The 24,435-nt window shown below is 69.5% G+C and carries 17 protein-coding genes; 2 read left to right on the forward strand and 15 right to left on the reverse strand.

Translation table 11 applies throughout. From position 1 onward, the window contains the following. Positions 1-81 precede the first annotated feature (81 nt). From ACH34W_RS20475 to ACH34W_RS20525, 11 genes are all read right to left on the reverse strand, one after another. Positions 82-1,455, reverse strand: coding sequence for an alpha-2,8-polysialyltransferase family protein (locus ACH34W_RS20475; protein WP_395962511.1), 1,374 nt, complete (start codon positions 1,453-1,455; stop codon positions 82-84). Continuing rightward, complete coding sequence (locus ACH34W_RS20480) at positions 1,452-2,417, reverse strand: glycosyltransferase family 2 protein (protein WP_395962512.1); 966 nt, start codon at positions 2,415-2,417, stop codon at positions 1,452-1,454. The genes ACH34W_RS20475 and ACH34W_RS20480 overlap by 4 nt, the downstream gene beginning before the upstream one ends. 106 nt (positions 2,418-2,523) lie before the next feature. Then, a complete protein-coding gene (locus ACH34W_RS20485; RefSeq protein ID WP_395962513.1) occupies positions 2,524-3,825 on the reverse strand; it encodes a hypothetical protein in 1,302 nt (433 codons plus the stop codon). After that, positions 3,822-4,766 (reverse strand): glycosyltransferase family 2 protein, encoded by a 945-nt coding sequence (locus tag ACH34W_RS20490; RefSeq protein WP_395962514.1) that lies wholly within the window; start codon positions 4,764-4,766, stop codon positions 3,822-3,824. The genes ACH34W_RS20485 and ACH34W_RS20490 overlap by 4 nt, the downstream gene beginning before the upstream one ends. Before the next feature lie 10 nt (positions 4,767-4,776). Beyond that, complete coding sequence (locus ACH34W_RS20495; protein WP_395962515.1) at positions 4,777-5,667, reverse strand: N-acetylneuraminate synthase family protein; 891 nt, start codon at positions 5,665-5,667, stop codon at positions 4,777-4,779. Then, positions 5,664-6,848 carry a cytidylyltransferase domain-containing protein gene (locus ACH34W_RS20500; protein ID WP_395962516.1) on the reverse strand — a complete coding sequence of 395 codons (1,185 nt, stop codon included), beginning with the start codon at positions 6,846-6,848 and terminating at the stop codon, positions 5,664-5,666. The genes ACH34W_RS20495 and ACH34W_RS20500 overlap by 4 nt, the downstream gene beginning before the upstream one ends. A gap of 115 nt (positions 6,849-6,963) precedes the next feature. Beyond that, on the reverse strand, positions 6,964-8,088 hold the full coding sequence (locus ACH34W_RS20505) for an acyltransferase family protein (RefSeq protein ID WP_395962517.1): 1,125 nt from the start codon (positions 8,086-8,088) through the stop codon (positions 6,964-6,966). A gap of 14 nt (positions 8,089-8,102) precedes the next feature. Further along, on the reverse strand, positions 8,103-8,465 hold the full coding sequence (locus ACH34W_RS20510; RefSeq protein ID WP_395962518.1) for a phosphomannose isomerase type II C-terminal cupin domain: 363 nt from the start codon (positions 8,463-8,465) through the stop codon (positions 8,103-8,105). A gap of 51 nt (positions 8,466-8,516) precedes the next feature. Next, positions 8,517-10,544 (reverse strand): DUF6077 domain-containing protein, encoded by a 2,028-nt coding sequence (locus ACH34W_RS20515; RefSeq protein WP_395962519.1) that lies wholly within the window; start codon positions 10,542-10,544, stop codon positions 8,517-8,519. A 157-nt stretch (positions 10,545-10,701) separates the two neighbouring features. Next, the gene (locus ACH34W_RS20520; RefSeq protein ID WP_395962520.1) at positions 10,702-11,085 is read right to left on the reverse strand and encodes a DUF2304 domain-containing protein; all 384 of its coding nucleotides are present in this window, start codon (positions 11,083-11,085) and stop codon (positions 10,702-10,704) included. Further along, positions 11,082-11,801: a glycosyltransferase family 2 protein gene (locus ACH34W_RS20525; protein ID WP_395962521.1), complete on the reverse strand. Its 720-nt coding sequence runs from the start codon at positions 11,799-11,801 to the stop codon at positions 11,082-11,084. Before ACH34W_RS20525 ends, ACH34W_RS20520 begins: the two co-directional genes overlap by 4 nt. Positions 11,802-12,087: 286 nt before the next feature. Between ACH34W_RS20525 and ACH34W_RS20530 the strand changes: the two genes are divergently transcribed. Then, positions 12,088-14,103, forward strand: a complete 2,016-nt coding sequence (locus tag ACH34W_RS20530) for a PIG-L family deacetylase (protein ID WP_395962522.1) — start codon at positions 12,088-12,090, stop codon at positions 14,101-14,103. Here the strand turns inward: ACH34W_RS20530 and ACH34W_RS20535 are convergent. After that, entirely contained in the window at positions 14,100-17,537 is a 3,438-nt protein-coding gene (locus ACH34W_RS20535) for a CDP-glycerol glycerophosphotransferase family protein (RefSeq protein ID WP_395962523.1), read from the reverse strand. The genes ACH34W_RS20530 and ACH34W_RS20535 overlap by 4 nt on opposite strands. A gap of 35 nt (positions 17,538-17,572) precedes the next feature. After that, on the reverse strand, positions 17,573-19,810 hold the full coding sequence (locus tag ACH34W_RS20540) for a CDP-glycerol glycerophosphotransferase family protein (RefSeq protein ID WP_395962524.1): 2,238 nt from the start codon (positions 19,808-19,810) through the stop codon (positions 17,573-17,575). A 423-nt stretch (positions 19,811-20,233) separates the two neighbouring features. Between ACH34W_RS20540 and ACH34W_RS20545 the strand changes: the two genes are divergently transcribed. Continuing rightward, positions 20,234-21,928 carry a hypothetical protein gene (locus ACH34W_RS20545; RefSeq protein WP_395962525.1) on the forward strand — a complete coding sequence of 565 codons (1,695 nt, stop codon included), beginning with the start codon at positions 20,234-20,236 and terminating at the stop codon, positions 21,926-21,928. Positions 21,929-21,961: 33 nt separating this feature from the next. Here the strand turns inward: ACH34W_RS20545 and ACH34W_RS20550 are convergent, their stop codons facing one another. Continuing rightward, the gene (locus ACH34W_RS20550; protein WP_395962526.1) at positions 21,962-22,960 is read right to left on the reverse strand and encodes a CDP-alcohol phosphatidyltransferase family protein; all 999 of its coding nucleotides are present in this window, start codon (positions 22,958-22,960) and stop codon (positions 21,962-21,964) included. Between the two features lie 189 nt (positions 22,961-23,149). Then, positions 23,150-24,430: a lipopolysaccharide biosynthesis protein gene (locus tag ACH34W_RS20555; RefSeq protein ID WP_395962527.1), complete on the reverse strand. Its 1,281-nt coding sequence runs from the start codon at positions 24,428-24,430 to the stop codon at positions 23,150-23,152. Positions 24,431-24,435 lie beyond the last annotated feature (5 nt).

The following is a 24,435-nucleotide window of genomic DNA, read 5'->3' on the forward strand; positions in this document are numbered from 1 at the left end:
CAGGCAGCCGGCTTTTCCCCAGCAGGCCTACGCCCACCTGTAGCTCCCCTGTTCATCTGTTCATCGACCTGACCGCACGGTTCATTCGTCGGTCTGGCCGCGCATCTCCTCGGTCTTTCGCAGCGCCTTCAATGCCAGCTCGCGGCGCTTGGTGTGCGGGGGGAGCGCGGCGGTCAGGAGCCGGCGGTTGGACTGGGACAGGCCGCCGGGGAGCTTCAGGCTCGTCAGCCGGCGCCGCTTGAAATAGCGCAACATCGGGCCCTCGGCGTGCTCGGCGAGGAACGCCTGGGCGTCGTTCCGCAGCTCGGGGCGGCTGCCGGCCTGCATGCAGTACGTGACGGCGGTCAGCAGGGGGGCCAGCTCCTCCCCGGCCCGGTCCAGATCGATCACCGGCGTGCTGAGCTTGCCCTCCGCGTCCAGATGGGGGAGCAGCGTGTCGGTGATGACGAGCGGAACGCGGTTGCTGTTCTGGTACGGGGTGAGCTGGTCGAGCATCATGCGCGTACCGCTGCACGCGGCCGTGGCCCCGAAGAAGCGCAGCGCGGTCATCTGGGCGGTCGAGAAGCAGCCGACGACGAGCTCGGGCTTCGCCGTGGCCCACCACACCTCGGCGGGCACCGGATCGTCGATCACCACGAGCCGGACGCCGAGCTTCCCGGCTTCCTCGGCGAGCCGTCCGGACAACGACGTCTGGCTCGTCGGGTGCGGCTTGAACAGCACGGTCGTGTGGCCGCGCGCGGCGCAACCCCGCAACATCCGCAGGTGCAGGTCCTCCTCCGCGGACTCGGAGATCAGGTCGAGGGCGGCCAGATACTGGCCGACGATGAGCGCGGCGCCCTCCAAGCCCGAGCCGTGCCGGGCGAGCACCGGCGCGACCTCCGTGGTGACCTCGGCCAGCACCGCCAGGAACGCCTCGTCCGGCACGATCGCAGGCGGCACTCCATACTCTTCGAGCAGGCGCGGTTTCAGGCCCGGCACCAGGTCCAGGTGCAGCAGCCGGTCGATCCGCGGGCCGACGTTGGGCAGCGACGTCCGGGTCGGCCCGTACGCCATGAGCCCGTCGGAGTACACTGTCACCGGCGCGTCATGGAAGATCATCGCAAGCGCCCGGCCGGGGCTCACCGCGATCGACTCGGTCACCAGCTCGACCGGGTCCGTGCCGAGGCCCCACCGGTCGCGCAGCAGCCGTTCGAAGACCGGCAGGTCCTCCGCGCGCGGCGTCCAGCCGAACGGATGCAGCGGATCGATCAGGTCGTTCCACGACAGCACCTCGTGGAAGCGGCCGGCGAGCGCCTCGAAGCCGGGCATCTCGTGCAGGGGCGTGGCGAGCTGCGGGATGGCCGCGTTGTTGGCGGTCAGCAGCACCCGCCGCCCACCCCCGAAGAGGCCGGCGTCGATCGCGGCCGCGACCGTCATCGCGCCGTACATGGTCCCCGCGACGAAGATCTGGGTCACAGGATCACGTCCGTTCCGAGCTGCTGGGTGAACAACCGCGTCCGCTCGCCGCCCAGGCCGGGCAGGACCTCCGCGAGCACCTCGGGCGGCATGCCCTTGATGGTGGTCCGGGCGCGGGCGCGCAACTGCCGGCGGAGCGCAGGCGTCAACCGTTCCCGCTCCGACAGATGGTGCGCGATGACGGCCAGATAGGTCCGCACGGCCTTGCGGATGTAGGGCACCCGGTCCGGGTCGTCGGCGAGCTCGGCCAGGACCATGTCGAACGAGTCGAAGAAATGCAGCTGCCGGGCGTCGCCCACCTGGGTCAACGACCCGGCCACCTCGCGCCGGTAGTGCAGGCCCGCAATGGAGACCACCGCGTACGACCCCGCCAGCCGGTGCAGCCGCCAGATCCACGGCCGGTCCTCGGCGGTCAGCAGCGGCTCGTCGAAGGTCAGCATGCCCGCGTCGGCCAGCTCCCGCCGGAAGACCCCGGCCCAGGCGTACGGGTAGTCGACCATCGTCTTGTCGTGCGCGGGCAGGATCGACTCCCGCGGCTTCAACACGACCCCCCGCCTCGGCGCCGGCGCGCGTTCCACCACCCGGCGACGCCCGAAGACCTGGATGTGGTCGACCCGGATGAAGTCACACCCCAACCCGTCGATCGCCTCGACGAGATCGGTGAAGTAACCCGGAACGACCCAGTCGTCCCCGTCCAGATAGCTGATGTACCGGCCGGCCGAGACCGCGAGCCCCGCGTTGCGCGCGCCGCTCAGCCCCTTCGCCTGGTCGTGGCGGACCACCGTCAGCTGCGGGATGCGCTCGGCCGCCGCCGCGAGGATCTCCGGGGTCCGATCGGTCGAACCGTCGTCCACGACGATGTACTCGAAGTCATCCCGGGCGTTCGCGGCCAGACCGCGCAGCATGTCGCCGACATAGCCCTGGACGTTCCTGGCCGGCACGATGACCGACAACGTGGTCATCGGATCTTCTCCTTGCTCATGAGGCCGTTTCGTTGAGTGAGTCGCCGAGCGAAGCTCGTCATTTGATGGCGGTGGGTGGGGGCTGGAGGACGGTGGTTGAGGACGGTTATCCGGATCGAAGCAGGCGTGTGGTGATACGGCCACGCTTACGCGCGACCGGTTCTGGCGGCGGCGGTGCAGGCTCCTCCACCTGAGGCGGCGTCCCACCAGGCAGCCCGAGCTCAGCAAGCCGTTCCCGCTGGAAGTAAGGAGAGCCCACGTGGCGCTCCAAGTAAGCACTGGCATCGGCCCGCAAATCCGGCCGACTACCAGGCCGCAAGCAGTAACTCACCGCATTCACCAGCGCGCCGAGCTCCCGTGCCAAGCCGTCAGCCTGTGCCTGCGCTTGCGTCGGACCGCTGAGTGGGAGCGTGCCCTCGGTGGCGAGGTGAGGCAACACGTGTGCCGCGATGATGGCGGGGATTTGGCGATCGTCGTTCTTTTCCGCGCTTGCGTAGGCGGTGGGGATGTCGAGGTAGCGCCAGGTCGCAAGGAGGGCGGAGACGTCGCAACCTACAACGAGGTCCGGGGCCAGGGCGGCGCAGAGAACCTCGACTGGCGCCGACGGGTATGCGGGGTCGGTCGTCAGCAGGCGCACGCCGAGGGTCTCGGCTTCGTTGGCCATGCGGGTTGCCAGGCTTGTGGCTGGCCAAGTCGGCGCTTCGGGGGGCGGCGCGTACACGATGGTCTTGTGGCCGTTCGCGGCGACGGCGCGCAGCATGGTGAGGTCCTTCGCCCGTTCGGCGGTTCCGGCGATGAGTGCGGTGCCGGGGGGCGGGTTCACCTGGGTGGCGGCTTCGGTGAGGAGCGTTCGGTAGGCGTCGGGTGGGATGACCTCGGCCGGGGTGCCGTACTCGCCCAGGAGGTGGGGGGTCAGGCCGGGGACCAGGTCCAGGTGGAGGAGGCGCTCGATCCGGCTGCTCATTCCGGTGGGCAGGGCGGCCGGGGTGGGCGCGTACACCTCGGGTGAGGCGGTGCAGACGGTGACCGGGGCCGAACGGAAGATCGTGGCGAGGGCCCTGCTCTGCGCGGACGTCGCGGAGCCCACGATCAGTTCGATGGGCTCGCTGCCGAGGTTCCACTCGCGGCGGAGCATGCGCTCGAACAGCGGGCGGTCCTCGCTGCGCGGAGTCCAGGCGGCCGGGTGGGCCGGGGCGATGGTCTCGTTCCACGACAGGGTCTGGGCGAAGCGCTCGGCGGCTGTGGCGAAGCCGGGGGTGTCACGGAGTGAGGGCGCGAATTCGGGGATGGTCGTCTCGTCGCTCACCAGCAGGATGCGCTGGGCCGAGCCGAGCATGCCTGCGTCGACCGCGGCGGCCATGGCCAGGGCAGTTGGTACGGAGGCGCAGGTGAAGAGCTGGATGGTCATGTGACCCCCAGCAGGTCGGCGAAGAGGCGGGCCCGCTCGGCGCCCATGCCCGGCAACGTCTCGGCCAGGGTCTCCTCCGGCAGGGATCGCAGGGCGGTCCGGCCGCGTTCGTAGAGTCTTTCTCTGAGCTCGGGGGACAGGCGGTCTCGTCGTTTGAGGTGGAACGCGATGATGGCGCAGTACGTGCGGGCCGCCTTGCGCAGGAAGCTCTCCCGGTCAGGATCGTCCGCCAGATCTTGGATCACCTGGTCGAACGCGTCGAAGAAGTGCAGCTGGCGTTCGTCGCCGATCTGGCGCAGCGAGCCCGCTCTTTGGCGGTAGTGCAGCCCGGCCAGGGAGACGACCGCGTACGAGGCCGCCTCCCGGTGCAGCCGCCAGACCCATGGGCGGTCCTCGGCGGTGTGCAGCCGTTCGTCCATGGTGAGCAGCTCGCCGAGTTCTCGCCGGTAGATGCCGGCCCAGATCGCCGGATAGTCGACCATCGAGTTCTCGTGCACCGGGAGGATCCCGTCACGGGGGTCGAGGACCACCCCGCGCCGGCCCATTGGGGCCGGCTCGGGGATCCGGCGGGTCCCGGTCACCTGTACGTGGTCGACGCGCACGAAGTCGCAGCCCAGGCTCTCGATCGCCGCCAGGAGGTCGCTGTAGTAGCCCGGCATGACGTAGTCGTCGGCGTCCAGGTACGTGACGTATCGGCCAGAGGAGAGCGCCAAGCCCTGGTTGCGTGCCGCCGCGACGCCGGTGGGGTGGTCGTTGCGGACCACCGTGAGGCCGTCGAGGCGGGCCTCCTGGAGGATCTCCGGGGTCCGGTCCGCGGAGCCGTCGTCGATCACGATGAACTCGACGTCGGCGCGGGCGTTGGCGGCCAGACCGCGAAGCAGGTCGTCCAGATGGGGGGCGACGTCGCGGGCCGGGATGACGACGGAGAGCGCTGGGGTCACGCTCGGTTCCTCAGACCGTGGTCCGGCGCAGGCGGGCCCGCGGCTCCTCCTCACCGGGGAACACCCGCTTGTCGCCGTCGCCGAGCGCCTCGCCGATGATGCGGATGTCGCGGACGAGGTGTTCCAGGCCGGTCGGCTCCAGCGAGGCGGCGTGGTCGGAGCCCCACATGGTGCGGTCCAGGGTGATGTGGCGTTCGACCATGACCGCGCCCATCGTGACGGCCGCCAGCGAGATCTGCAGCCCGCGCTCGTGGCCGGAGTAGCCGACCGGCACGCCGTACCGCTGCTGGAGGGTGCCGATCGTGCGGAGGTTGGCCTCCCCGGGCGGCAGCGGGTAGGTCGAGGTGGAGTGCAGGATGATCAGCCGCTCGGTGCCGAGGACCTCCACCGCGGCGTCGATCTCGTCGAGCGTCGACATGCCGGTCGACAGGATGATCGGCTTGCCGGTGGCGGCCAGCGCGCGCAGCAGCTCGTGGTCGGTGACCGAGGCCGAGGCGACCTTGTGCGTGACGACGTCGAGCTCCTCCAGGAACTCGACCGACGGCACGTCCCACGGCGAGGCGAACCAGTCGATGCCGCGGTCGGCGGCGTACTTGGCGATCTGCTGGTACTCGTCGGTGCCGAACTCGACCCGCTCCTTGTACTCCATGTAGGTCATCTCGCCCCACGGAGTCTGGCGGAGCTTGTCGCGCTGCTCGACCGGCACGCAGATCTCCGGCGTGCGCTTCTGGAACTTGACCGCCTGGCAACCCGCGTCGGCCGCGATGTTGATCAGACGGCGGGCGATGTCCACGTCGCCGTTGTGGTTGATGCCGATCTCACCGATGACGTAGACGGGGTGTCCCTCGCCGATTTCGGTGTTGCCGATCCGCACGGTGCGGGTGTCCACTGCCGAGCTCATATGTCGCCGTCCTTGGATTCCTGTTCGGTCCGCGCCGAGGTCCCGCGTGCCCGCAGGATCCGGTCGCAGAGTTCGCGGACCGCCCCGGCGCCGCCGGGACGGGTGAGGGTGATGCGCGCCGCCGCCAGCACCTCGGGATGGGAGCCGGGAACGGCGATCGGCCAGCCGACGAGTGCCAGGCAGCCGAGATCGTTGACGTCGTTGCCGACATAGGCGACCCGTTCGGGGTCGTATCCCTCGTCGGCCATCCATTTGCGCAGCGCCGCGGCCTTGTCCTCCAGGCCGTGCAGCACCGGCACCTTGAGCTTGCGGGCGCGTGCCGCCACGACCGGGTTGACCTCGGTCGACAGGATCAGCAGCGGTACGCCGGCACGGCGCAGCAGCGCGACCCCCATGCCGTCGGAACGGCTGACGGCCACGCTCTCCGTGCCGTCCTGGTCCACCCAGGCCCGGTCGTCGGTGTGCACGCCGTCGAAGTCCGTCACCACCGCGTCGACGTCCAGCGCCTCCGGCGGCTCGGCGATCGGCGCCACGGCGCGGGCGAGCGCCAGGTCGGTGGCGGTGTCCACCTCGATGGCGTGCTCGGGCCGGACGGGCTGCGCCGCGATGTGGCCGAAGAAACGGTGCTTCAGGACGCGCAGCTCCGCGGTGCGCATCACGTAGAACGCGCCGGTCTCGCGGTAGTGGACGGGCCGGTCCTGGCGTCGTGGCCGCTGCGTGGCGTCGTGGCCGACCGCGGTGACGCCCCGGTCGTCGACCACGCGCCACTGGAACTCGTGGGACTCCATCGCCGCGAAGACGCTGTCGGCGGCGCCGTCCAGCACGCGGCCCACGGCGGCGTCCAGATCGGCCGGATCGATGAACGGGCTGGTGCACTGCACCATGACCGTCACCTCCGGGCTCTCCTCGATCTGGTCCAGCGCGTGCAGGAGCGCCGATTCGGAGGAGGCGGTGTCGCCGCTGATCTCGCCCGGGCGGTCCACCACACGGGCGCCGGCGCCGCGGGCCTCGGCGGCGATCTCGGCGTCGTCGGTGCTGACCACCACCGCGTCGATGAGCGGTGCGGCGAGCGCCGACTGGACGGCACGGGTCACGAGGCTGCGGCCGCCGATGCGGGCGAGGTTCTTTCGGGGAACGCCCTTCGAGCCGCCGCGCGCGGGGATGATGCAGACGACACGCACGTGTTTCCTCAGGTGGTAAGGGGTGTGGGGGAGCTTTCGACTCCGGAGCCCCAGACGTTAGGGACGCAGTTCTGCGGTTCTGTGTCCCGAACATGAACGGGCGCTGTCGTCCTGCCTAAGGCTTACCGCTCTGGTGGACGCCCCGGGGTGCCGGCAGGGACGGCTGCGCTGGAGCGAAAAGCCAGGTCAGCCTTGGTTCGACGAGGAATCGTGTGGCCCGGACGACCGGTGGCGTGCAGAGTACGGTCGCCAGCACGCACCCCGCGACCGCCACCAGCGTGACGCCAGGCAGGGTGTGCAGCCATTCGAGCTCGTACCAGCCGAAATAGATCATGAACGTACGGACGGCGAAGTCGTGCAGCAGGTACGCGTACAGCGTGGTGGCGCCCAGCACGGTGAACCACAGGTGTCGTGCCGGGACCACCGCCAGGAAGGCGAATGTGAGGGTCATCGAGAGCCCGAACATGCCGGTCCGGATCAGCGTCCCCATGAGGTTGCCGACACCGAGTGCCTCATGGCCGCTGTCCCAGTAGACCCACTGGTGCGGCAGCTTGCGGCCCACCGTGCTGATGAAGAGCAGCCCGGCCAGCAGGACCGCGGTGCCGACGACCTTCGCCCGCGGCGTCCGCAGCGCCTGGAAGTGCTCCGGGCGGAGCAGCGTGCCCAGAACATAGAAGGGAAGCAGCCCGAACATGCGGTGCAGGCTCAGCTCCTTGGGCATCTCCGTCATGTACGACAGGAGCGAGATGCCCAGCGCGATGGCGAACGGCCAGCGCAGCTGTTTCCAGACGGGCGTGGACAGCCGCCACAGGAAGACCGCCATCAGGAACCACATCACGAACGTCGGCTGCAGCAGGCTGAACTCCAGAGGCTTGTTCGTCGTCGCCCAGAAATAGAGCGAGAAGAGGACCTCGAAGAGCACGTAGGGCACGACGAGCTGCAGGGTGAGCTTGCGTACCCGGCCGCCTGCCAGCGTGAAGCCGCGCGACAGGTATCCGGTGAGCAGGATGAACACCGGCATGTGGAACATGTAGATGAAGACGTAGACCGCCCGCGCGGCGGGCACGTCCCGCAGCCCGCCAATGGCATGGCCGGCCACCACGAGCACGATCGCCACGAACTTGGCGTTGTCGAAGAAGGGGTCCCGCGCCCGCCTGCCCTGGGGCGCAGCCTCTGCGGTCGTCCCTGCGGTCGTCCCTGCGGTCGTCACGGTGGCGTCGCGTCCGCTCACGTCGGTCATCGGTCACATGGGGGTCAGGCGCGGCCGTAGGCGTCTTCGAGGCGCTCGATGTCGTCCTCGTCGAACTCACCGAAGGCGATCTCCAGAACGCGCACGGCCGGTCCCGACGAGCCCATCCGGTGCGTGTCACCGGCCTTGATCAGCACCCGCTCGCCGACCTCCGGCTCGATCCGCTGCCCCGCCACCTCGAAGACCGCGCCGCGGTCCAGCGCCACCCACAGCTCGTCGCGGTGGCGGTGCCGCTGGAGGCTGAGCCGCTGTCCCGGCGCCACGTGGATGATCTTCACGGTGGACTGCTCGTTCAGGGTGAACCGCTCGAAGCGCCCCCAGGGCCGCTCGTCAGTGATGATCGTCGGTTCGGTTGCTTGGTCGGTCATCCCGGAGATGGTGGACGGCTTTGGCGAACTGCGGTCGTACGCCAGGAGGCGTCAGGGTTTCGCTGTGGGGTCAGAGTTTCGCTGGGGGCCAGGGTTTCGTTCGGAGCCGCTCGCGAAGAGGCAGCCGAGGCCGCCGACCTTGCGCTGCTCGCCGTAGTCGGCGGCGGCGATAAGCCGCAGCGCCGCCTTGTCGGTGTGATACGCGCAGGCCACGGTGACCCCGACCCGCTGCAGGGCGTCGCGCACAGCCCCGGCGGCCGGCTTTTGGCTCCGCGGTGACTGGACGAGCTGGTCAAGCAGCTTCCGGTCGTTGGTGAACGAACGAGACGCGCCCAGGATAGTGAGGTGATGGCTGTTGGGGCTGACCGCGTTGACCCTGATCGCGAACATCGGAACCGTCCGCATGTAGCGCTGGGGCATCAACACCGTGCCACCGCCGCGTTCCTTCGCCGCTTCCACCACCGCCCGCGATGTCCGCAGTTCCTTGGGAACGGCTTTCCAGGAGGGGCGGCCTTCGACGCGCGTCCCGGCGTCCTGCGTCCAGAGCGGCAGCCCGCTCACCACAAGGGCGATGCAGATGAGCCCAGCAGGCGCCAGCGCGAACCACCGGCTTGCCTTGACATGGGCGAGTGCCCGGGGAAGGGCGACGGTGGCGAGCAGGCCGACCAGCACGGGCGCGGGTACGACCCACATCGTGCGCCACATCACCGGTCCGGCGCCCGTCGCGGAGCCCGTGAACTCCAGCAGCCCGTTCATGAGCAGCACGGTGGCGACGGCCGCGACCCCGCCGGTGATCAGCGCAGGGACACCCGGGCGGGCCAGCCACGGACCCAGCCAGAGCGCACATCCGCCGATCACGCCGATCACTCCGGTGAGCAGGACCCTCGCGTAGCTGGAGGCCGCACCGTCGGCGTGCCCCTCGACCATCGCGCTGCCGCTGTGGGTGAGCGTGACCAGGAGGCCCGCGCCGACCGGGTAGGCCAGCGCCGCCGCGGCAGCCAGCCCGACGCGGATCCGGCCCGTGATGATCAGCGGTCCCGCCACCGCCGCGACGACGAGTGGGACGAGGAGCGCCGCCGTGGACGAGAGCCCGGTCGCCGCGACGCCCGCGGCCGCGGCCAGCACGAGTGCGGATGGTGAACGCCGCTCCGCCCAGCGGGTCAGGTAGACGTACAACAGCGGGATGAGCGCCGACACGAACATCGCTTTGCCCTGCCACATGCGCAGCAAGTGGAACGCCCCCAGCGAGCCGCCGCTCTCGCCTGACCAGACCAGGTAGACCACGGCGACCGCGAAGCAGGCGAGCAGGCGCCGCGGTGCCCATTCCCGGACCAGCCGCCACAGCGCCCAGACCGCGAGGAAGACGACCACCGGGAGCGCGACGTACCAGAGAAGGGATGCCGCGGGCACCCCCAGTTCCCGGGCCAGCGCCCCGACCAGGACCTCGATCGAGGAGACCGGCGGCTCGCCCGCGATCGGCGGGATCTCGCCCTGCGTGAAGATGACGTCCTGGAGCGCGATGCGGCCATGGGCGGCGGTCCACACCGAGCGGGACACGAAGAACGCGTCGTCGCCATCGGTGTTGACGAGGAAGAGAGAACCGATCGCGAAGCCCGCGGCCGTCAGCACGGGCACCGCCGTCATGTCGCGTGCGGGCTCGTCCGTGTCGGTTCTGCCTCGCAGGACCTGCGCGCCGCCCCGGGCGCCGACGAAGACCACGGCGGTGGCCGCGACGCTCAGCAGCCCGGCCGACCAGACCAGCCACCAGGGCACACCGGATTTGTGGAGCCCCGCCGCCGCTCCCGCGACCACGCCGGTTGCGATGGCGGCGAACGCCCAGTAGCCGAGCGGCGGCCGGTCGACGGAAGCGCCAGCCGCTCGTTCCGCCCCTCGTTCAGCCGGCTGGGGCGTCAACCACCACGCGTACAGCCCGCCCAGGATCGCGAGCACCACGAGCCAGCAAGACAGTAAAACCCATGTGGGTGGGGTGAACAGCAGTCCCACGTGGTACACGGCCGTCCATACCGCGAACGCCACGACCGCCAGATCCGAGAGCCGGTCGAACAGACGGTTGATCAACGGTTCACTCCATCACGAAGACGCGCGCCGGCAGATCAGTGGCAAGGCGCACGAAAATGGGCTCGGCACGGTGCAGGGCCGAAGCGGGGATCAGTCAGGCCTGCATCGGCAGGCGTGGATCAGGCAGGCGTGGGCGAAGACAGCCGACGCGGCTGAGTCAGGGGGCGTCAGAAGGCTCGGCCTGGTCGAGCCGGCCGGGCCGTTGTTCGATCTGCTGGACGCGCAGGCGTTGGAGGCCGAGTTCTTCGGCGAGCGTGCGGACCTTGTCTTCCAGGCGGCTCACTTCGGAGCTGAGCTGGACGTTCATGGCGAGTAGCAGCAGGCTCGCGCCGAAGAACAGGAGGTTCGCCGGGACCTGGACCCCGGTGAGGTCGGCGGCCCAGGTGAGGATGTTGGGGAATGCCGCGATGAGGACGATGAAGACGGCCAGGACGACCCAGATGATCGCGTACTTTTCGCGGAGCCGGCGCCGGCGCAACATCTCGAAGATGACGACGAGGGCGATCGCGGCGCCGATGAGTCCCAGATGGTAGACCTTCATGCCGCGGATGTCCTCGGCGTCCAGCGGCGCACCAGCGCCAGCCCGAGCGCGACGACGGCGCGCAGCAGATAGATGGTCGCACGCAGGGAGGACTGGCTGGCCTGCCCGGCGGCCCGCGGCCGCATCGCGACCGGCACCTGCCGGACCCGGTAGCCGGACCGCACGGCGATGACCGTCGACTCGACAGTGTCGCCGAGGTACTCGGCCGGGTAGTGCTCGGCGAACAGCTGGACGGCCCGGGGGCCCGCAGCCCGGAAGCCGCTCGTGGTGTCTGTGAGCTGCGTTCCGGCCAGTCTGGACAGTACGCCCGCGAGCAGGCTCATCGCCCAGCGGCGCGGTCCGCGCCCGGCTGAGTACTCGCCCTCTCCGGCGAAGCGTGCGCCGATGACCAGGTCGGAGCCTTTGTCCAGCTCGGCGACGAGCTGCGGGATGTACGAGGCGTCGTGCTGGCCGTCGGCGTCCACCTGGACCACCGCCTGGTACCCGTGGCGCAGCGCGTACCGGTATCCGGCGCGCATGGCCCCGCCGACGCCCAGGTTGAACGGCAGCCGTACGACGGGGACGCCCAGGGCAGTCGCCGTGGCGGCGGTGCCGTCCGCCGAGCCGTCGTCGATGACGAGCACGTCGGCGTCCGGACAGTAGAGAGCGAGTTCTCTGAGGACGCCTGCGATGGCGAGCTCTTCGTTGAGTGCCGGTACGACGACGAGTGTGCTCACCCGCTGCCGGACCCCGGACTCCCGGCATTCAAATGTCCCCTTGATGGCGATTCCCCGTCTCCGCTCGTCGGGTAAGCGGCCTGACCAGCATCTGACCGCATACCCGGGTGGATCTCGTACTAATGACGCCCCAAGGCCGCCTGAACGTTGCCTCAAAATCCGGTCAATATCCGGCCAATTTTGATCTTGCGCCGCCGGGTCGTTCTCGTCCAAGATCTCCTGCCAGAGGTCCACGTCTTCGCGGGCGCCGCTGTCGGCCCGCCTGTCTCGGGGGAGCCACCACAACGTGGGGATTCGTGAAGGCGTGCCCGTTCTGTGGACGGTCACCGGTGCCGTGGCCGTGTCCGGACTCGCCATGGTCGTCGGCGTCACGCTCGCCGAAAACGGCGTTCAGGCCCGGCGCGAACCCGTACCGGTGCGGGCCGCAGCCGCCCCGGAGGGTAAGGCCGGCGCCGCGGGAAAACGAGACCGTTATATGCAGGTCGTCGCGCATGAGGATGACGATCTGCTTTTCATGAATCCTGATGTCAGAGACGTCGTCACTGCCGGTCGGCAGACGGTCACCGTGTTTCTGACCGCGGGCGAGGGATATGCACGGTCATACGATCCATATGCCTATTCGGCGAGCAGAGAACGGGGAATCCGGCTGGCGTACGCCCGCATGGCCGGGGTGCGTGACCGCTGGACGAGCAGCGCGGTGGCGGCCGGGCCGCTCACCGTTCAGGTCGACACGCTCGCCGACCGGCCTGCGGTACGGCTGGTGTGGTTCCGGCTGCCGGACGGCGCCGACAAGCACACGAGCACACTCGGCAAGAACGCCCTGAGACGCCTCGAGAGGGACCTGATCGGGACGACCTGCGTGCACACCGTCGTCCCCGCGGGATCGCCGTTCTCCCGCTGTGTCAGCCGGGCGGACGTGCTGGCGGCCCTGCAGGCACTGATGAAGACGTTCGGCACGACCGTCGTGCGCCACCAGGACACCCAGCCGTACGGGCATGACCACAAGGACCACGTCGCGGCGGCGCGCCTGACGGCCGAGGCCGTGCGCGGGGCGGGCGACCCGCGCCTGGTCGCCATCGGCTACGTCGACTACGCGATCCTGCGGCTCCCCGTGAACCTCGGCCCGGGGCAGCGGGCGGACAAGAAGGCCGCCTTCGAGGCGTACCGGCGGCATGACCGCCTGCTCGGCGAACCGAAACTGCGCAAGTACTGGGGCTGGACGAAGCGCATGTACCGCCGCTGGCCGGGGAGCGGCGTACAGTTGGCACGCGGGTCCGACGGGCTGCTGCGCGCCTTCGCGGTCGAGCAGGGCGGGCTGTACGTCTGGACGCAGCGGAACGCCGACGAGTGGAGCGGGCCGCTCCGCATCGACCCCGGATTCCCGCTCAGTCCGGGGATCACGGTCGGCAGTGTCGGCGATCAGTGGATGGTCGCCGCTCACCGTGCCGACGACACGCACGGTCTCGTGGTCTTCCAGGCGGGCCGGGCGAACGCGTGGCAGGTGACGCAGTTGGGCGCCCCCGGCCGCGAGCGCGACCGCAAGCACACGGGATCCCCGGCCGTCACCGCGACCGCCGACGGCCGGATCGTCGTCTTCGTGCGCACCGGCGCCGGCACCGTCGCCATGCGCATGCAGGACAAGCCGCTGGGCACGTTCGGGAAGTGGCGCGACCTGGGCGGACGTGACCTGCGCGACGGGCTCGCGGTCACCCCTGCCGGGCGGTCGCCGATCGAGGTGTTCGCCGCCTCCGATGACGACCCGCGCGTCCGGGCCCGGCACGAGGCGACAGGTCCGGGCACGGTGATGCGCTGGCGCATGCAGGAGACGCGCCCGGTCCGCGGCGAGGACATCGGCCGCACCGCACCGGCCGGTCCGCTGCGGCTGTCCACCGGATCGGACGCCCGCACGCGGCTGGTCCACCGCGATCCACGCTCCGGCGAATACCTCATCCAGAAGGAGCGGGCGGACGGCACGTTCGCAGCACCCGTGCGAGCGGGCGGGGTGGACGAGATCGACGCCCCCGCCCTGGCGACGTCCGACGGCGGCCAGACGTCGCTCATCTGCGCGCGCGGCGGGACGCCGGCGGGCATCAGCTGCTCCTTCGCCGACGGCCGGGGCTTGGCGTTCGGCCGCTGGTTCTCGCTGGGCGGGCCGCTCGTGGCGGCACCGTCGGTCGCGTTCGACTCCACCGGCCGGGCCGTGGTCGCCGCACTGGGGGACCACGGCCGGCTCCTCGTCAACCGGCAGACACCAGGCGCTCAGGCATTCGAAGGCTGGCGCGCCATCGCCGAAACTCCCTAAGGAAAGACCTTGTCGATGACGCGGGCCGCTGCGTGGCCGTCGTCAAGCGGGCAGAAGCGGTCCACGAAGGCCTTGTAGCGGAGTTCGTGACCGGCGGTGGCCTCATCGACATTGCGGATCGCCTCGATGAGCGCGTCCGAGGTCTCCAGCAGCGGGCCCGGCGCCTCTTTCTCGAAATCGAAGTAGAAGCCGCGCAGCCGGTCGCGGTAGTCGGCCAGGTCGTAGGTGAAGAACAACATCGGCCGGCGGGTGTTGGCGAAGTCGAACATCACCGAGGAGTAGTCGGTGATCATCATGTCCGAGATCAGGTAGAGCTCGGCGATGTCGGGGTAGAGCGAGACGTCGAAGACGAAGCCGTTGCCGTCCTCGTGAACGCCGTCCACCACGTTGCTGTGGAGACGGACCAGCAGCACGTGGTCGTCGCCTAGCGCCGCCTGCGCGCGCGCCAGGTCGAGCCGCATGTCGAACTTGTAGCGGCCACGGCTGTAGTACTGGTCGTCACGCCATGTCGGCGCGTACAGCACGACCTTCTTGCCCTCCGGGATGCCGAGCGTGGAGCGCACCGAGGCGGCGATCCGGTCGGCCTCAGGGTGATAGAGGACGTCGTTACGCGGGTACCCGGCCTCGATGATCTCGCCCTTGAACCCGAACGCGCGGCGGAAGATCTCGGTGCTGAACGGGTTGGGGGACAGCAGGTGCGTCCACTCCGGCAGGTTGGGCGTCGCCGGTACGTCGGCCGACTTCGCCTGCGTTTGTGCCTGGAGGGCCTTCTTCATGCCCGGCGCGTAGGCGAAGTGCACCTCCTTGAGGTCACGGCCGATCTTCTTGAGCGGGGTGCCGTGCCAGGTCTGGAGCACCACCTGGTCGGGGTGCCGCTGGAACCAGTCGCCGAGACGGTGGTTGGTGATGATGTAGCGGGACGAGGCCACCGCCTCGTGCCATTCACGCCCGTTCAGGCGGACGGCCTGGAGGGTGTCGGGCAGATCCACCTGGCCGTCGTTGACCACCCACAGCTGTTCCATGTCGACGCCACGGCGGACGAGCTCCTCGTGGATCGCGCGCGGGCTGTCGGAGTACTGCCGGCCGTTGAAGCAGCTGAACAACACGGTGTCGCGCAGACCGTCCTTGGCGACCCTCTTGCGGGCCTCCGCGCGCATCGCGGTTGCGCCCGCGCCGCGTTCCTCTGCCGTCAGGTTGTTGGTGACGTGCACGACCAGGTTGTCGCCCTGGCTCTCCAGCCTGTATTCGCGCAGCGCGATCTCGACCGATGGCTGCGGGTCCGCCGAGACCTCGGGTGTGGTGCGCACCGCCAGCGGCCGGCCGCCGGTGGGCCGGAACAGCACATCCCAGCGGCCCTGCCGCAGCGGCAGCACTCCGGCGACGCCCGGCATCGCGGCAGCGGGGACGTCGCAGACCAGCGTGCCGTCACCGGACGCCTTGACCGGGAACGGGTAGTCCTTGCGGCGGCCACGGCTCCGGATCACGATCTCGCCGGCGTCATACGCGGCGTGGGAGCCGGTGAGGACCAGCGTGCCGTCGTCGCTCCAGTCGGCCGCCGTCACCAGCAGCCGCGCCGTGCGCAGCTGCAACCGCAGGTAACCGGAGGGGCCGCGGCCGGCGAACACCTCCTGGCTGCCGATGAGCTGCTCAAGATCGGTGACGCCCTCCGCGAGCACGAGCGGGTGCCCGTCCAGGAACACCGCCCAGTCGCGGGTGTCGTCGATGGCGTGCGGATCGGCGCCGCCGGTGGCGGACGGCAGCGGCAACCGGGCGCTGAACCGGCCATTGAACCGGCCGCCGTCGCCTGCGGTCACCGGGACGCGCACGATCTCGTCGCCCAGGGCCAGGCTCAGCTCGGCCGGCGCCGGACCGGTGGTGATGCCGTCCAGTTCGACGCCGTCGTCGGCCCAGCGCAGGGCGGTGGCCTTGGCGGCGACGGTCTCCACGGCGATCCGCAGGCTGCCGTCGACGACCTTCGGGACGATCCGGACGTCATCGGTGACGTAGTGGTACGGCGGCCGGGCACCGCTTCCTCCCGTGCCGCCGCGCAGCCGGGCCGAACGGAGCACGCCCGCGTTGAACACCGTGGCCTCGACGTCCCAGACACCGTTCCGCCAGGCGCCGCGACGCTTGAGGCGCTTGGGGTCGAGGGTGAACTCGAACCCGGTCCACGCGCCGGACTTCTTGCCCGGCTTGGGGGTCTGCTTGGCGAGCAGTGGGATGCGCTTGCGGCCCGACCGCAGGCTCACGCCCTTGATCGCGGTCCACTTCCGCCGCGAGCTGACCGAGTTGATGTACGCCTCGCCGGTCACCACGAGCTTGCCGTCGCGCCAGGCGACCTCGTGCACCCGGCCGCGCAGGGCCACCTCGCTGCGTGCACGGTACGTCTCCTGCGGCACCCCGAGCTTGTCGTCCTTCCAGTACGGGTGGACGACATAGCGGCGCAGGCCCTCGCGGACGATCGAGGGGTTGGGCTTGCCCCGGCCGTACCGGACGACCTTGACCAGCTCGCCGCGCTTCTTCTGCGCGGCCAGGTGCCACTTCAGCCTGCTGATCGCGGGCAGTCCGGCCAGCACCTTCGGGTCGAGCCAGTCGGCGTGCGCCGCCGCCTGCGCGACGACCTGGTCGCGTTCCTCGTCGGTGGTGTCGGGCAGGCCTTCGAGGAAGGCGCGCAACTCACGGTCGAGCACGGCGGCCAGGAACCGCCGCCGCTCCTTGGGCTTCCACCGGCCGTCGAGCGCGGCCAGCACCGCCTCCACCGCCGCGAAACCGTCGGCGGCGTCCTGCGGGACGGCGCTCGGCGCGGGCGCGACGTCGGCGAACCGCCGGACGACGACCGCGGGCACCACGTCCACCGCGTCGGCCAGGAAGTACGCGGGCACCGCCACGGCCAGGTCGTCGTCGCGGTTGACGTCCGGGAACACCAGGCCGCTCCGCTCCCAGAAGGAGGCACGGAACAGCTTGTTGCTGACCAAGCGGTCGCCGAGCAGCGCCTCGTGCCGCCGGATGTGCGTGCCGGAGAGATCCGTCGCGAACGCCTTCTTGTGCACAGGCGAAAGGCGCGTCCCTCCGCCGCCGTCCCGCCGGATCCCCACGTTGCCCGCCGCGAAGTCCGAACCTCCGGCGGTCAGGGCGGCGTGAAGCGTCGCCAGGGCGTCCTCGGGAAGGATGTCGCCGTCCTCGGCGAAGGCGAGGAACTCGCCCGTCGCCTCCCGTACACCGATGTTGCGCGCCGCGCCGCGGCCGGGAGCTCCCTCCCGTATCAGCCGGAAACGCTCATCGGGAAGCGTCACGTCCGCTCCCGCGCCGGTGCCGCCGTCCACGACCAGCATCTCGAGAGCGCGGTGGGACTGGGCGGCCAGCGAGGCCAGCGTTTCGGCCAGGTCAGCGCCGGACCGGCGTGCGAGCACGACGACACTGATGAGGTTGGACACCAAAGGGAGACTCCTTGCGGCGAAGCGCGGCGTTGCTACGGCTGGGGCGGGTTCGGGACGTTCTCACCTAGAAAGACGCGCCGGACCGCGCGTTCGGATGCCCGGCCGTCCTCCCAAGGGCAGAAACGTGCACGGAACGCGCCTCGCGAGCGGGCCGCGGCCTCGCCCCACGGGGCCCCGGACCGGATGCTCTTCAGCAGGTCCTCTTCGGTGTAGGCGATCACACCGGGCGGGAACTCGGTGAGATCGAAGTTGACGCCGCGGGTGAGCTTGTAGGTCTCCCAGTCGTTAGCGAAGATCACGATGGGCCGGTCGGGCAGCACCGCGTAGTCGAACATGATCGACGAGTAGTCCGTGAGCAGCGCGTCGGAGGCGATGCACAGGTCCTCGACCGACTGGTGACCGGAGACGTCGATGACGCGCTCGCGGTCCCACATCTCGGCCTCGGGCTTGTAGAAGTAGTGCGCCCGCAGGAGCAGGACGTATTCCTCGCCCAGCTCCTGGGCGAAGCGCCGGATGTCGAACATCGGCGCGAAGTCACGCCGGTAGTCACGGTGCGTCGGCGTGTAGAGGATGGCCTTCTTGCCCTCGGGGATGCCGAGCTCGGCTCGCAGCCGGTCGCGCTCCTGCTCCGTCGCGCGGACCAGCCGGTCGTTGCGCGGGTAGCCGATCTCCAGCATCTCGTAGTCGCAGGGGAAGCTGCGCTCCCAGGCCTCCGTGGTCAGCGGGTTGGCCGACAGATGGAAGTCCCAGCGGTCGGCCCGCCTGATCAGGGCGTCGAAGTCCATCGTCCCGCCGCCCGCCGGGTACTGCAGCTGGTCGAGCCCCATGCGCTTGAGCGGGGTGCCGTGCTCGGTCATGACATGGATCTGGCCGGGCCGCTTGACCAGGGCGTTCGAGAAGTTGACGTTGTTGACGAAGTACTTGGCACGGGCGATGAGACGCCAGTAGTCCTTCGAGTTGTGCTCGACGTAGGGCACGCCCTTGGGCATGTCGCCGACGTTCTCCGCCTTGACGACCCACACGCCCTTGATGTGCGGGGCGAGCTCCTTGGCCTTCTCGTAGATCGCGGCGGGGTTGCACGCGTAGCCGCGGTGCCAGTAGGCGGCGTACACCGCGAGGTTCTCGTCGATCGGGCGGCGCAGCTGCGTCTGGTAGAAGACCTGCATGCCACGCCGCTTGGAGTTGTTGGCGAACGCCTTGACCTTGCGCTTGGCCTTGCCCGCCGCCTTGCGGGCGCGGATCTTCTTGTGCAGGCGTTCGAAGCCCTTGTAGTCGTTCTTGGCGATCAGCCGGTACTTCTTGGCGAGCAGTACGTCGTCCGGCATGACATGGTCGGACGGCCGGTAGCGGCGATAGACCTCGGACATGCTCGCGAAGAAGCGGGCCCGGTCGGCCTCCGGCACCCGGTCGTCCGCCTCCATGATCACCAGCAGGTGCCAGATCGTGCGGTCGAACATCCGGGGACGGAACTGGTCGGCCTCGGGACCCATCTGGTCCATGAACGCGAACACGCGGTCGTACTGGGCGAACGCGTCGAAGTGCTTCTGGCTGCGCGTCTTGGTGATCGCCCCGCGGCGGCGCTGCCGGTAGATGTAGCAGACCTGGTCGAGCAGGGAGATCCGCTCGGCGACCATGAGGATCGGGTAGGTGAGGTTGAAGTCCTCGTAGTGGCCGCGGCTGAACCGCAGCCCGAGCCCGAGCAGGAACTCGCGGCGGATGGCCCGATTCCAGGCGGTCATCATGAGACGCAGGACGCTCGGGCGCTCCGCGCAGGTGAACACGTCCGGCGCCGGAGGCACCCGGAACAGGTCGTTGATGACGCTGCGCTTGACCTTGCCGTGCCAGTACTCGCGCGCGTAGTCGAAGAGCAGCACGTCCGGCCGGGTCTGCGCCAGCCGCTCGACGATCGCCTGCACCGCCCCCTCGGTGGCGTAGTCGTCGCTGTCGAAGAACCAGACGTAGTCGCCGGTGGCCATGTCAAGGCCGATGTTGCGGGCCTCGCCCAGCCCCACGTTCTCGGTGAGGTGGCGTACCCGCACCCGCGGGTCACGTGCGGCGATCTCGTCGAGGATCTCCCCGCACCGGTCCGGCGAGGCGTCGTTCACGGCGATCACTTCGAGGTTCGGCAGATCGCAGGCGAGGATCGACTCAAGGCACTGTCGGATATATCCCTGGACGCGATGCGTGGGGACAATGACGCTCAGTGACGGGGTCGTCGTGTTGGCGGACCGCCAGTCGGCGGGGGGCGCGCTGTTCGGGTTGTCGGCCATGGCTCCGGGAACAGGTCGGGACTCAGGGGGTGACGCTGCTGTAAGGATCGACTGTAACGGCACATTTGGGGTGATGGAGGCCATCTGCCGGATGGCGCTGCTTTACCTGTTGTTTCCCCTGTGGAGCGTCTGAAGCCAAAGCGGCCGGACGGCGTCCTCGGCGGTCCGCCGAGCGGCGGCGTCGCGGACAATGTGATCAGAATGCGACTCGGGGAAATGGCGAAGCGAAGGTCCGGCGGGTGAGGTTGCGGTAAACCCTTGTCGTGCACGGAGCGTCCTGATGTGCGGCGACTTTGGTGACGTGGTCATGTTGCCAGGTGTGGTTGCGCCCGACGGGGTGAATGCATCACCCAGGTCGAGGCTGCCTTGGATTTTTTCGGAGACGGTTTGAGTGACAGTGCCACCACGGTGGGTGCTGATGGCGTGCGGCTTCTCCCAGTCGCACGTGTTCTCGCGGCGGTCGCACATGGGATGGGCCGGTTCTTCCTGGCCCACGGCCTTTTCCTGATCGTGGTCGCCGGATCCGTCGCGGTGCGGTGGATCGTGATGATCGGTTATCCGTCGCCCCTGTGGTTCGGTGATTCGACGACCTACCTGCAGGGCGCGCTGTCGTTTGAGCCTTCCCGGCTCCGGCCGAGTGGCTATTCGGTCTTCCTGTGGCTGCTCAAGCCGTTCGAGAGCTTCACCGTGACGTTGGTCGTCCAGCATGCGATCGGCGTGCTGACGGGCGTCCTGGTCTACGTGCTGGTCTGGCGCGGGCTGAAGGCGGGCTGGCCACGTTGGTGGAGCTGGGTTGCCGGGGTCATCGCCACGGCGGCCACGGTCCCGATGCTGTACGACGCGTACCAGATCGAGCTCGAGCACATGCTGATGTCGGACGGGCTCTTCACGTTCCTGCTCGTCGCGGCCATCACGGTGGTGCTGTGGCGTCGCCGTATGAGCTGGTGGATGGGCGCGCTCGCGGGTGTGCTGATGGCGTTCACCACCCTGGTGCGGTCGACCGGGTTGCCGCTTCTGTTCGTCCTGCTGCTGTGCATGCTCATCCGGCGGGTCGGATGGCGTGCCATCGCGGCCGCCATGGTCGGCGCGGCCATTCCCATCCTGATCTACATGTCGTGGTTCGACGAGGTGCACGGCAGGTTCGCCCTCACGAACACCGACAAGGTCTGGTTGTACGGACGGACCGTCGACTTCGCCGACTGCTCGATCATCAAACCCCGGCCAGAGGTCGCTCCCTTCTGCCGCGATGGGCTGCCCCGCAATCCGGAAGTGGCCCCGGCCCTGGGGGCGTTGTGGGGCGGGAACTCCGGCTTCAGCACGCTGCCTGACGGCCTGTACGACCCGCAGGCCAACAAGCTGGCCGGCGAGTTCGCCATGGCGGCGATCACCAAGCAGCCGGGGGACTACCTCAAGGTCATCTGGCGCGACACCCTCCGCTGCTTCGAGTGGGAACGCGCCAACTACCCCTCACGCTCGATCGTCGACCTGTACGAGTTCCCGGAAGGCGCGTCCCTCAGTAACTGGCAGGCGCTCCACGCCTACCCGTACGGCGGGTCGACCGCCGATGCCCGGGTCGTCGAACCGCAGGCCGCTTGGGTCCGCGACTACCAGGACCGATTCTTCCTTCGCGGCCCATATCTGGGTGCCGTCATGGCCGTAGGGCTGCTGGGAGTGTTGCTCCGGGTTCGCAGGCTCGGTGGTGAGGTGTTGCTGCCGCTCGGCATAGGCATGGCCCTTCTGGTGATCCCGGCCGCCACCGCGGACTTCGACTACCGCTACATCCTTCCCGCAATCCCCTTCGCTTTCCTGGCAGCCGGCCTCAGCTTGGCTCGCACACCCAAGCCGGTCATTGCGCCACCCGAACGAGTCTCCCTGGTCAAGGAAACAGCCCCGAAGCCGAAGGCAGAGCCCGAGGCGGAGGCAGAGCTTGAGGCAGAGCCCGAGGCGGAGGCAGAGCCAGAGCCCGAGGCGGAGGCAGAGCCCGAGGCAGAGCCCGAACCTGAGCCTGAGGCGGAACCTGAGCCTGAGGCGGAACCTGAGCCCGAGCCTGGGCCTGCCGCGAGCAAGCCGCGGGTGCGGGCGGAAGGGGCCAAGAACGCCGGAGCGCCCCGGCCCTGAAGGGCGGAGGCGCTCCGGCGGAGCAGGGGGTTCTCAGACGCTGTCGGCGGCGGTCAGCTCGTGCTGCTGGGTGACTTCGGCGCGCAGGTCGGCGACCTTGCGTTCGAGCGTGACCAGCGTGCGGCCGTAGTCGCGGCTGGACAGCCAGAACTTGTAGATGATGAACAGCTCGAAGGCCATCATGCCGGCGCCGGCGAGCGCGGCGACCGGGATGATGGCACCGGTCACGGCGGCGGCGACCAGCGGGGCGACGATGAAGACGCCCATCTGGAACTCGATGCCGCTGACCAGGTGCGGGCGGATGCGTCCACGGGTGAGGACGTTGCGGATGCGGATGTACCACGGGAACTTCTGGTAGAAGCCCTCCTGCAGGATCGCCGCCGGGGTCGGCTGGTCGCCGATGACCTGGTCTTCCATGTCGGCTTCGGGATCGGGGCGCAGGATGCGGTCGAGCGGGTCGATGACGGTCGTCTCTTCGCCGTTGGCGCGCTTGTGCGCCAGTTCGAGAAGCTCCGCCTCCTCCTGGAGCTTGCGGAGCTGGCTGCGCATCTGCGAGCGCACCTTGTAGATCTCGAGCGCGTCCATGTAGCGCAGCATGTCGAGGAAGACCACGCCGACCGCGGCCCAGATATAGGCGACGTTGTCGGTGGCCGCGTACTGCCCGCCCATCAGCGCGATGGCGCAGACGAGCACGCGTATGCGGTCGAAGATGTAGTCGAGCCAGGCGCCGAAGACCGAGCCGGTGCCCTTCAACCGCGCGACCTTGCCGTCCATGCAGTCGAGCGTGAATGACAGGTGGTAGAGCAGCGCCCCCAGCACCAGGTACTGCCAGGACGCCGCCGCGAAGCTCGCGGCCGCGCCCAAGCCGAGAATCAGCGAGCCGATCGTCAGCTGGTTGGGCGTGATGTTGGTGCGGTTGGCGGTGAAGCGGACCAGCCGCGCGGCGAGCGGGTCCACCAGCAGGACCGTCCACCATGCGTCACGCGCTTTGTACGTTCGCTCGCGAACGTCATCGAGCGTGAAATTCGACATGGTGAGAGGTCCTTTCATCGTGGATAGACGAGGTTCCCCGCGGTGAACGCGTGAAATCCCAAGATGATCTCTTCATGGTATCGGCGTGATCAGAAGCGAAAGGATATTACCGGGAGACGGAAGGACGTTAATCGGGGGTGACCAGCTCGTTGCACCCCGTCATAATGCACAGGGTCATGATGCACAGGGTCACGATGTCGCCCTGGTGGGTGCGGTGAGCAGCCGGGCGCCGAGCAGGACGGCTGCCACGACGCAGGACAGGACCAGGGCCAGCTCGACCCTGTGCAGCGCGGACAGGGGGACCAGGCAGGCGAGCACGAAGGTGGCCAGGGCCACCGCCCAGCCGAGGCCGTTGTCGCGGTGGCGTTCGAGGGCGACCAGCCCGGACTGGAAGACGAGAGCGATCATGTAGATGCCGGTCGCGGCGGCCAGGACGACGATGTCGACACGGCCGAGGGCGAACTCGTCGCCGAACGCCAGCCGGAGCACCTGTGGCCCCACGGCGGCGGCTCCGGCCACACCCACCGCGGCGACCGCGCCGGTGGCCGCCAGCACGCGACGCAGCTCGCGCCGGAAACGCGCCCGGTCCTCGGCCGCGAGAGCCCGGGCCAGACCGGGCAGCAGCACTGCCTGGACGGCTTGGAAGAGGAACAACGGGACCCTGGCGATCACGAAGGCGGCGAGGAACTGCCCGGCCGCGTCGCTCTCCGGGGCCAGCAGGGCCACCGCGACCATGGCGGCGTTGGCGACACCCTGGGCGCACACGGCCGCCAGGAGCAGCCAGCCGAGGTTGGCGGAGATCTCGGTCCAGGGCGACGGCGGCCCCGGCTGGATGGCCCGCGTGGCGCCGGGCGCGGTGGCCAGGACCGAGATCAGCGGTGCCGCGGCCAGCAACCAGGCGTAGGGTCCGGCGACGTCCAGGCCGATCAGGAAGAGCGCGACGCAGCCGATGATCCGCACGCCGCCCTCGATGCCGAGCTGCGCCGAGTACCAGCCGAAGCGTCCCGAGCCGGAGAACATCCCGCGGGTGAGGTATTGCGCCGCCATGGCGGCGACCGCCACGGCCAGAGCGAACAGCAGGGACCACTGACCGTCGAAGAGCCGATCGACCAGCGCCGGGGACAACGCCGCCCCGGCTGCGAGCAGGATCACGAGCGTGATGGCGGCGGCCTGCATGGTCCGTACGATCACGGGCCCCCCGCCGCGGCCGAGCTCCGTACGACCGGCGAGGGCGCGGCCCAGTTCCTGCTCGAACGGGAGGAACGCGCCGATTCCGAACGTGTAGACCAGCGTCCACAACGTCGAGACGGAGGCGAACTCGCGGGGTCCGACCGCGCGGGCCGACAGGACCAGGTAGACGGTGGCCGACAGCCCGAGGAGCACGAGGCCGATCCCGACGGTCAGCGTGCCTGAGGCCACCGAACGCGAGGGGCGCGGGGACGCGGGGACGCCGTCGGTCGTCGCGGACACCTGTG

The sequence above is a fragment of the Actinomadura sp. 6N118 genome (assembly GCF_044326415.1).
Classification (GTDB): Bacteria; Actinomycetota; Actinomycetes; order Streptosporangiales; family Streptosporangiaceae; genus Spirillospora.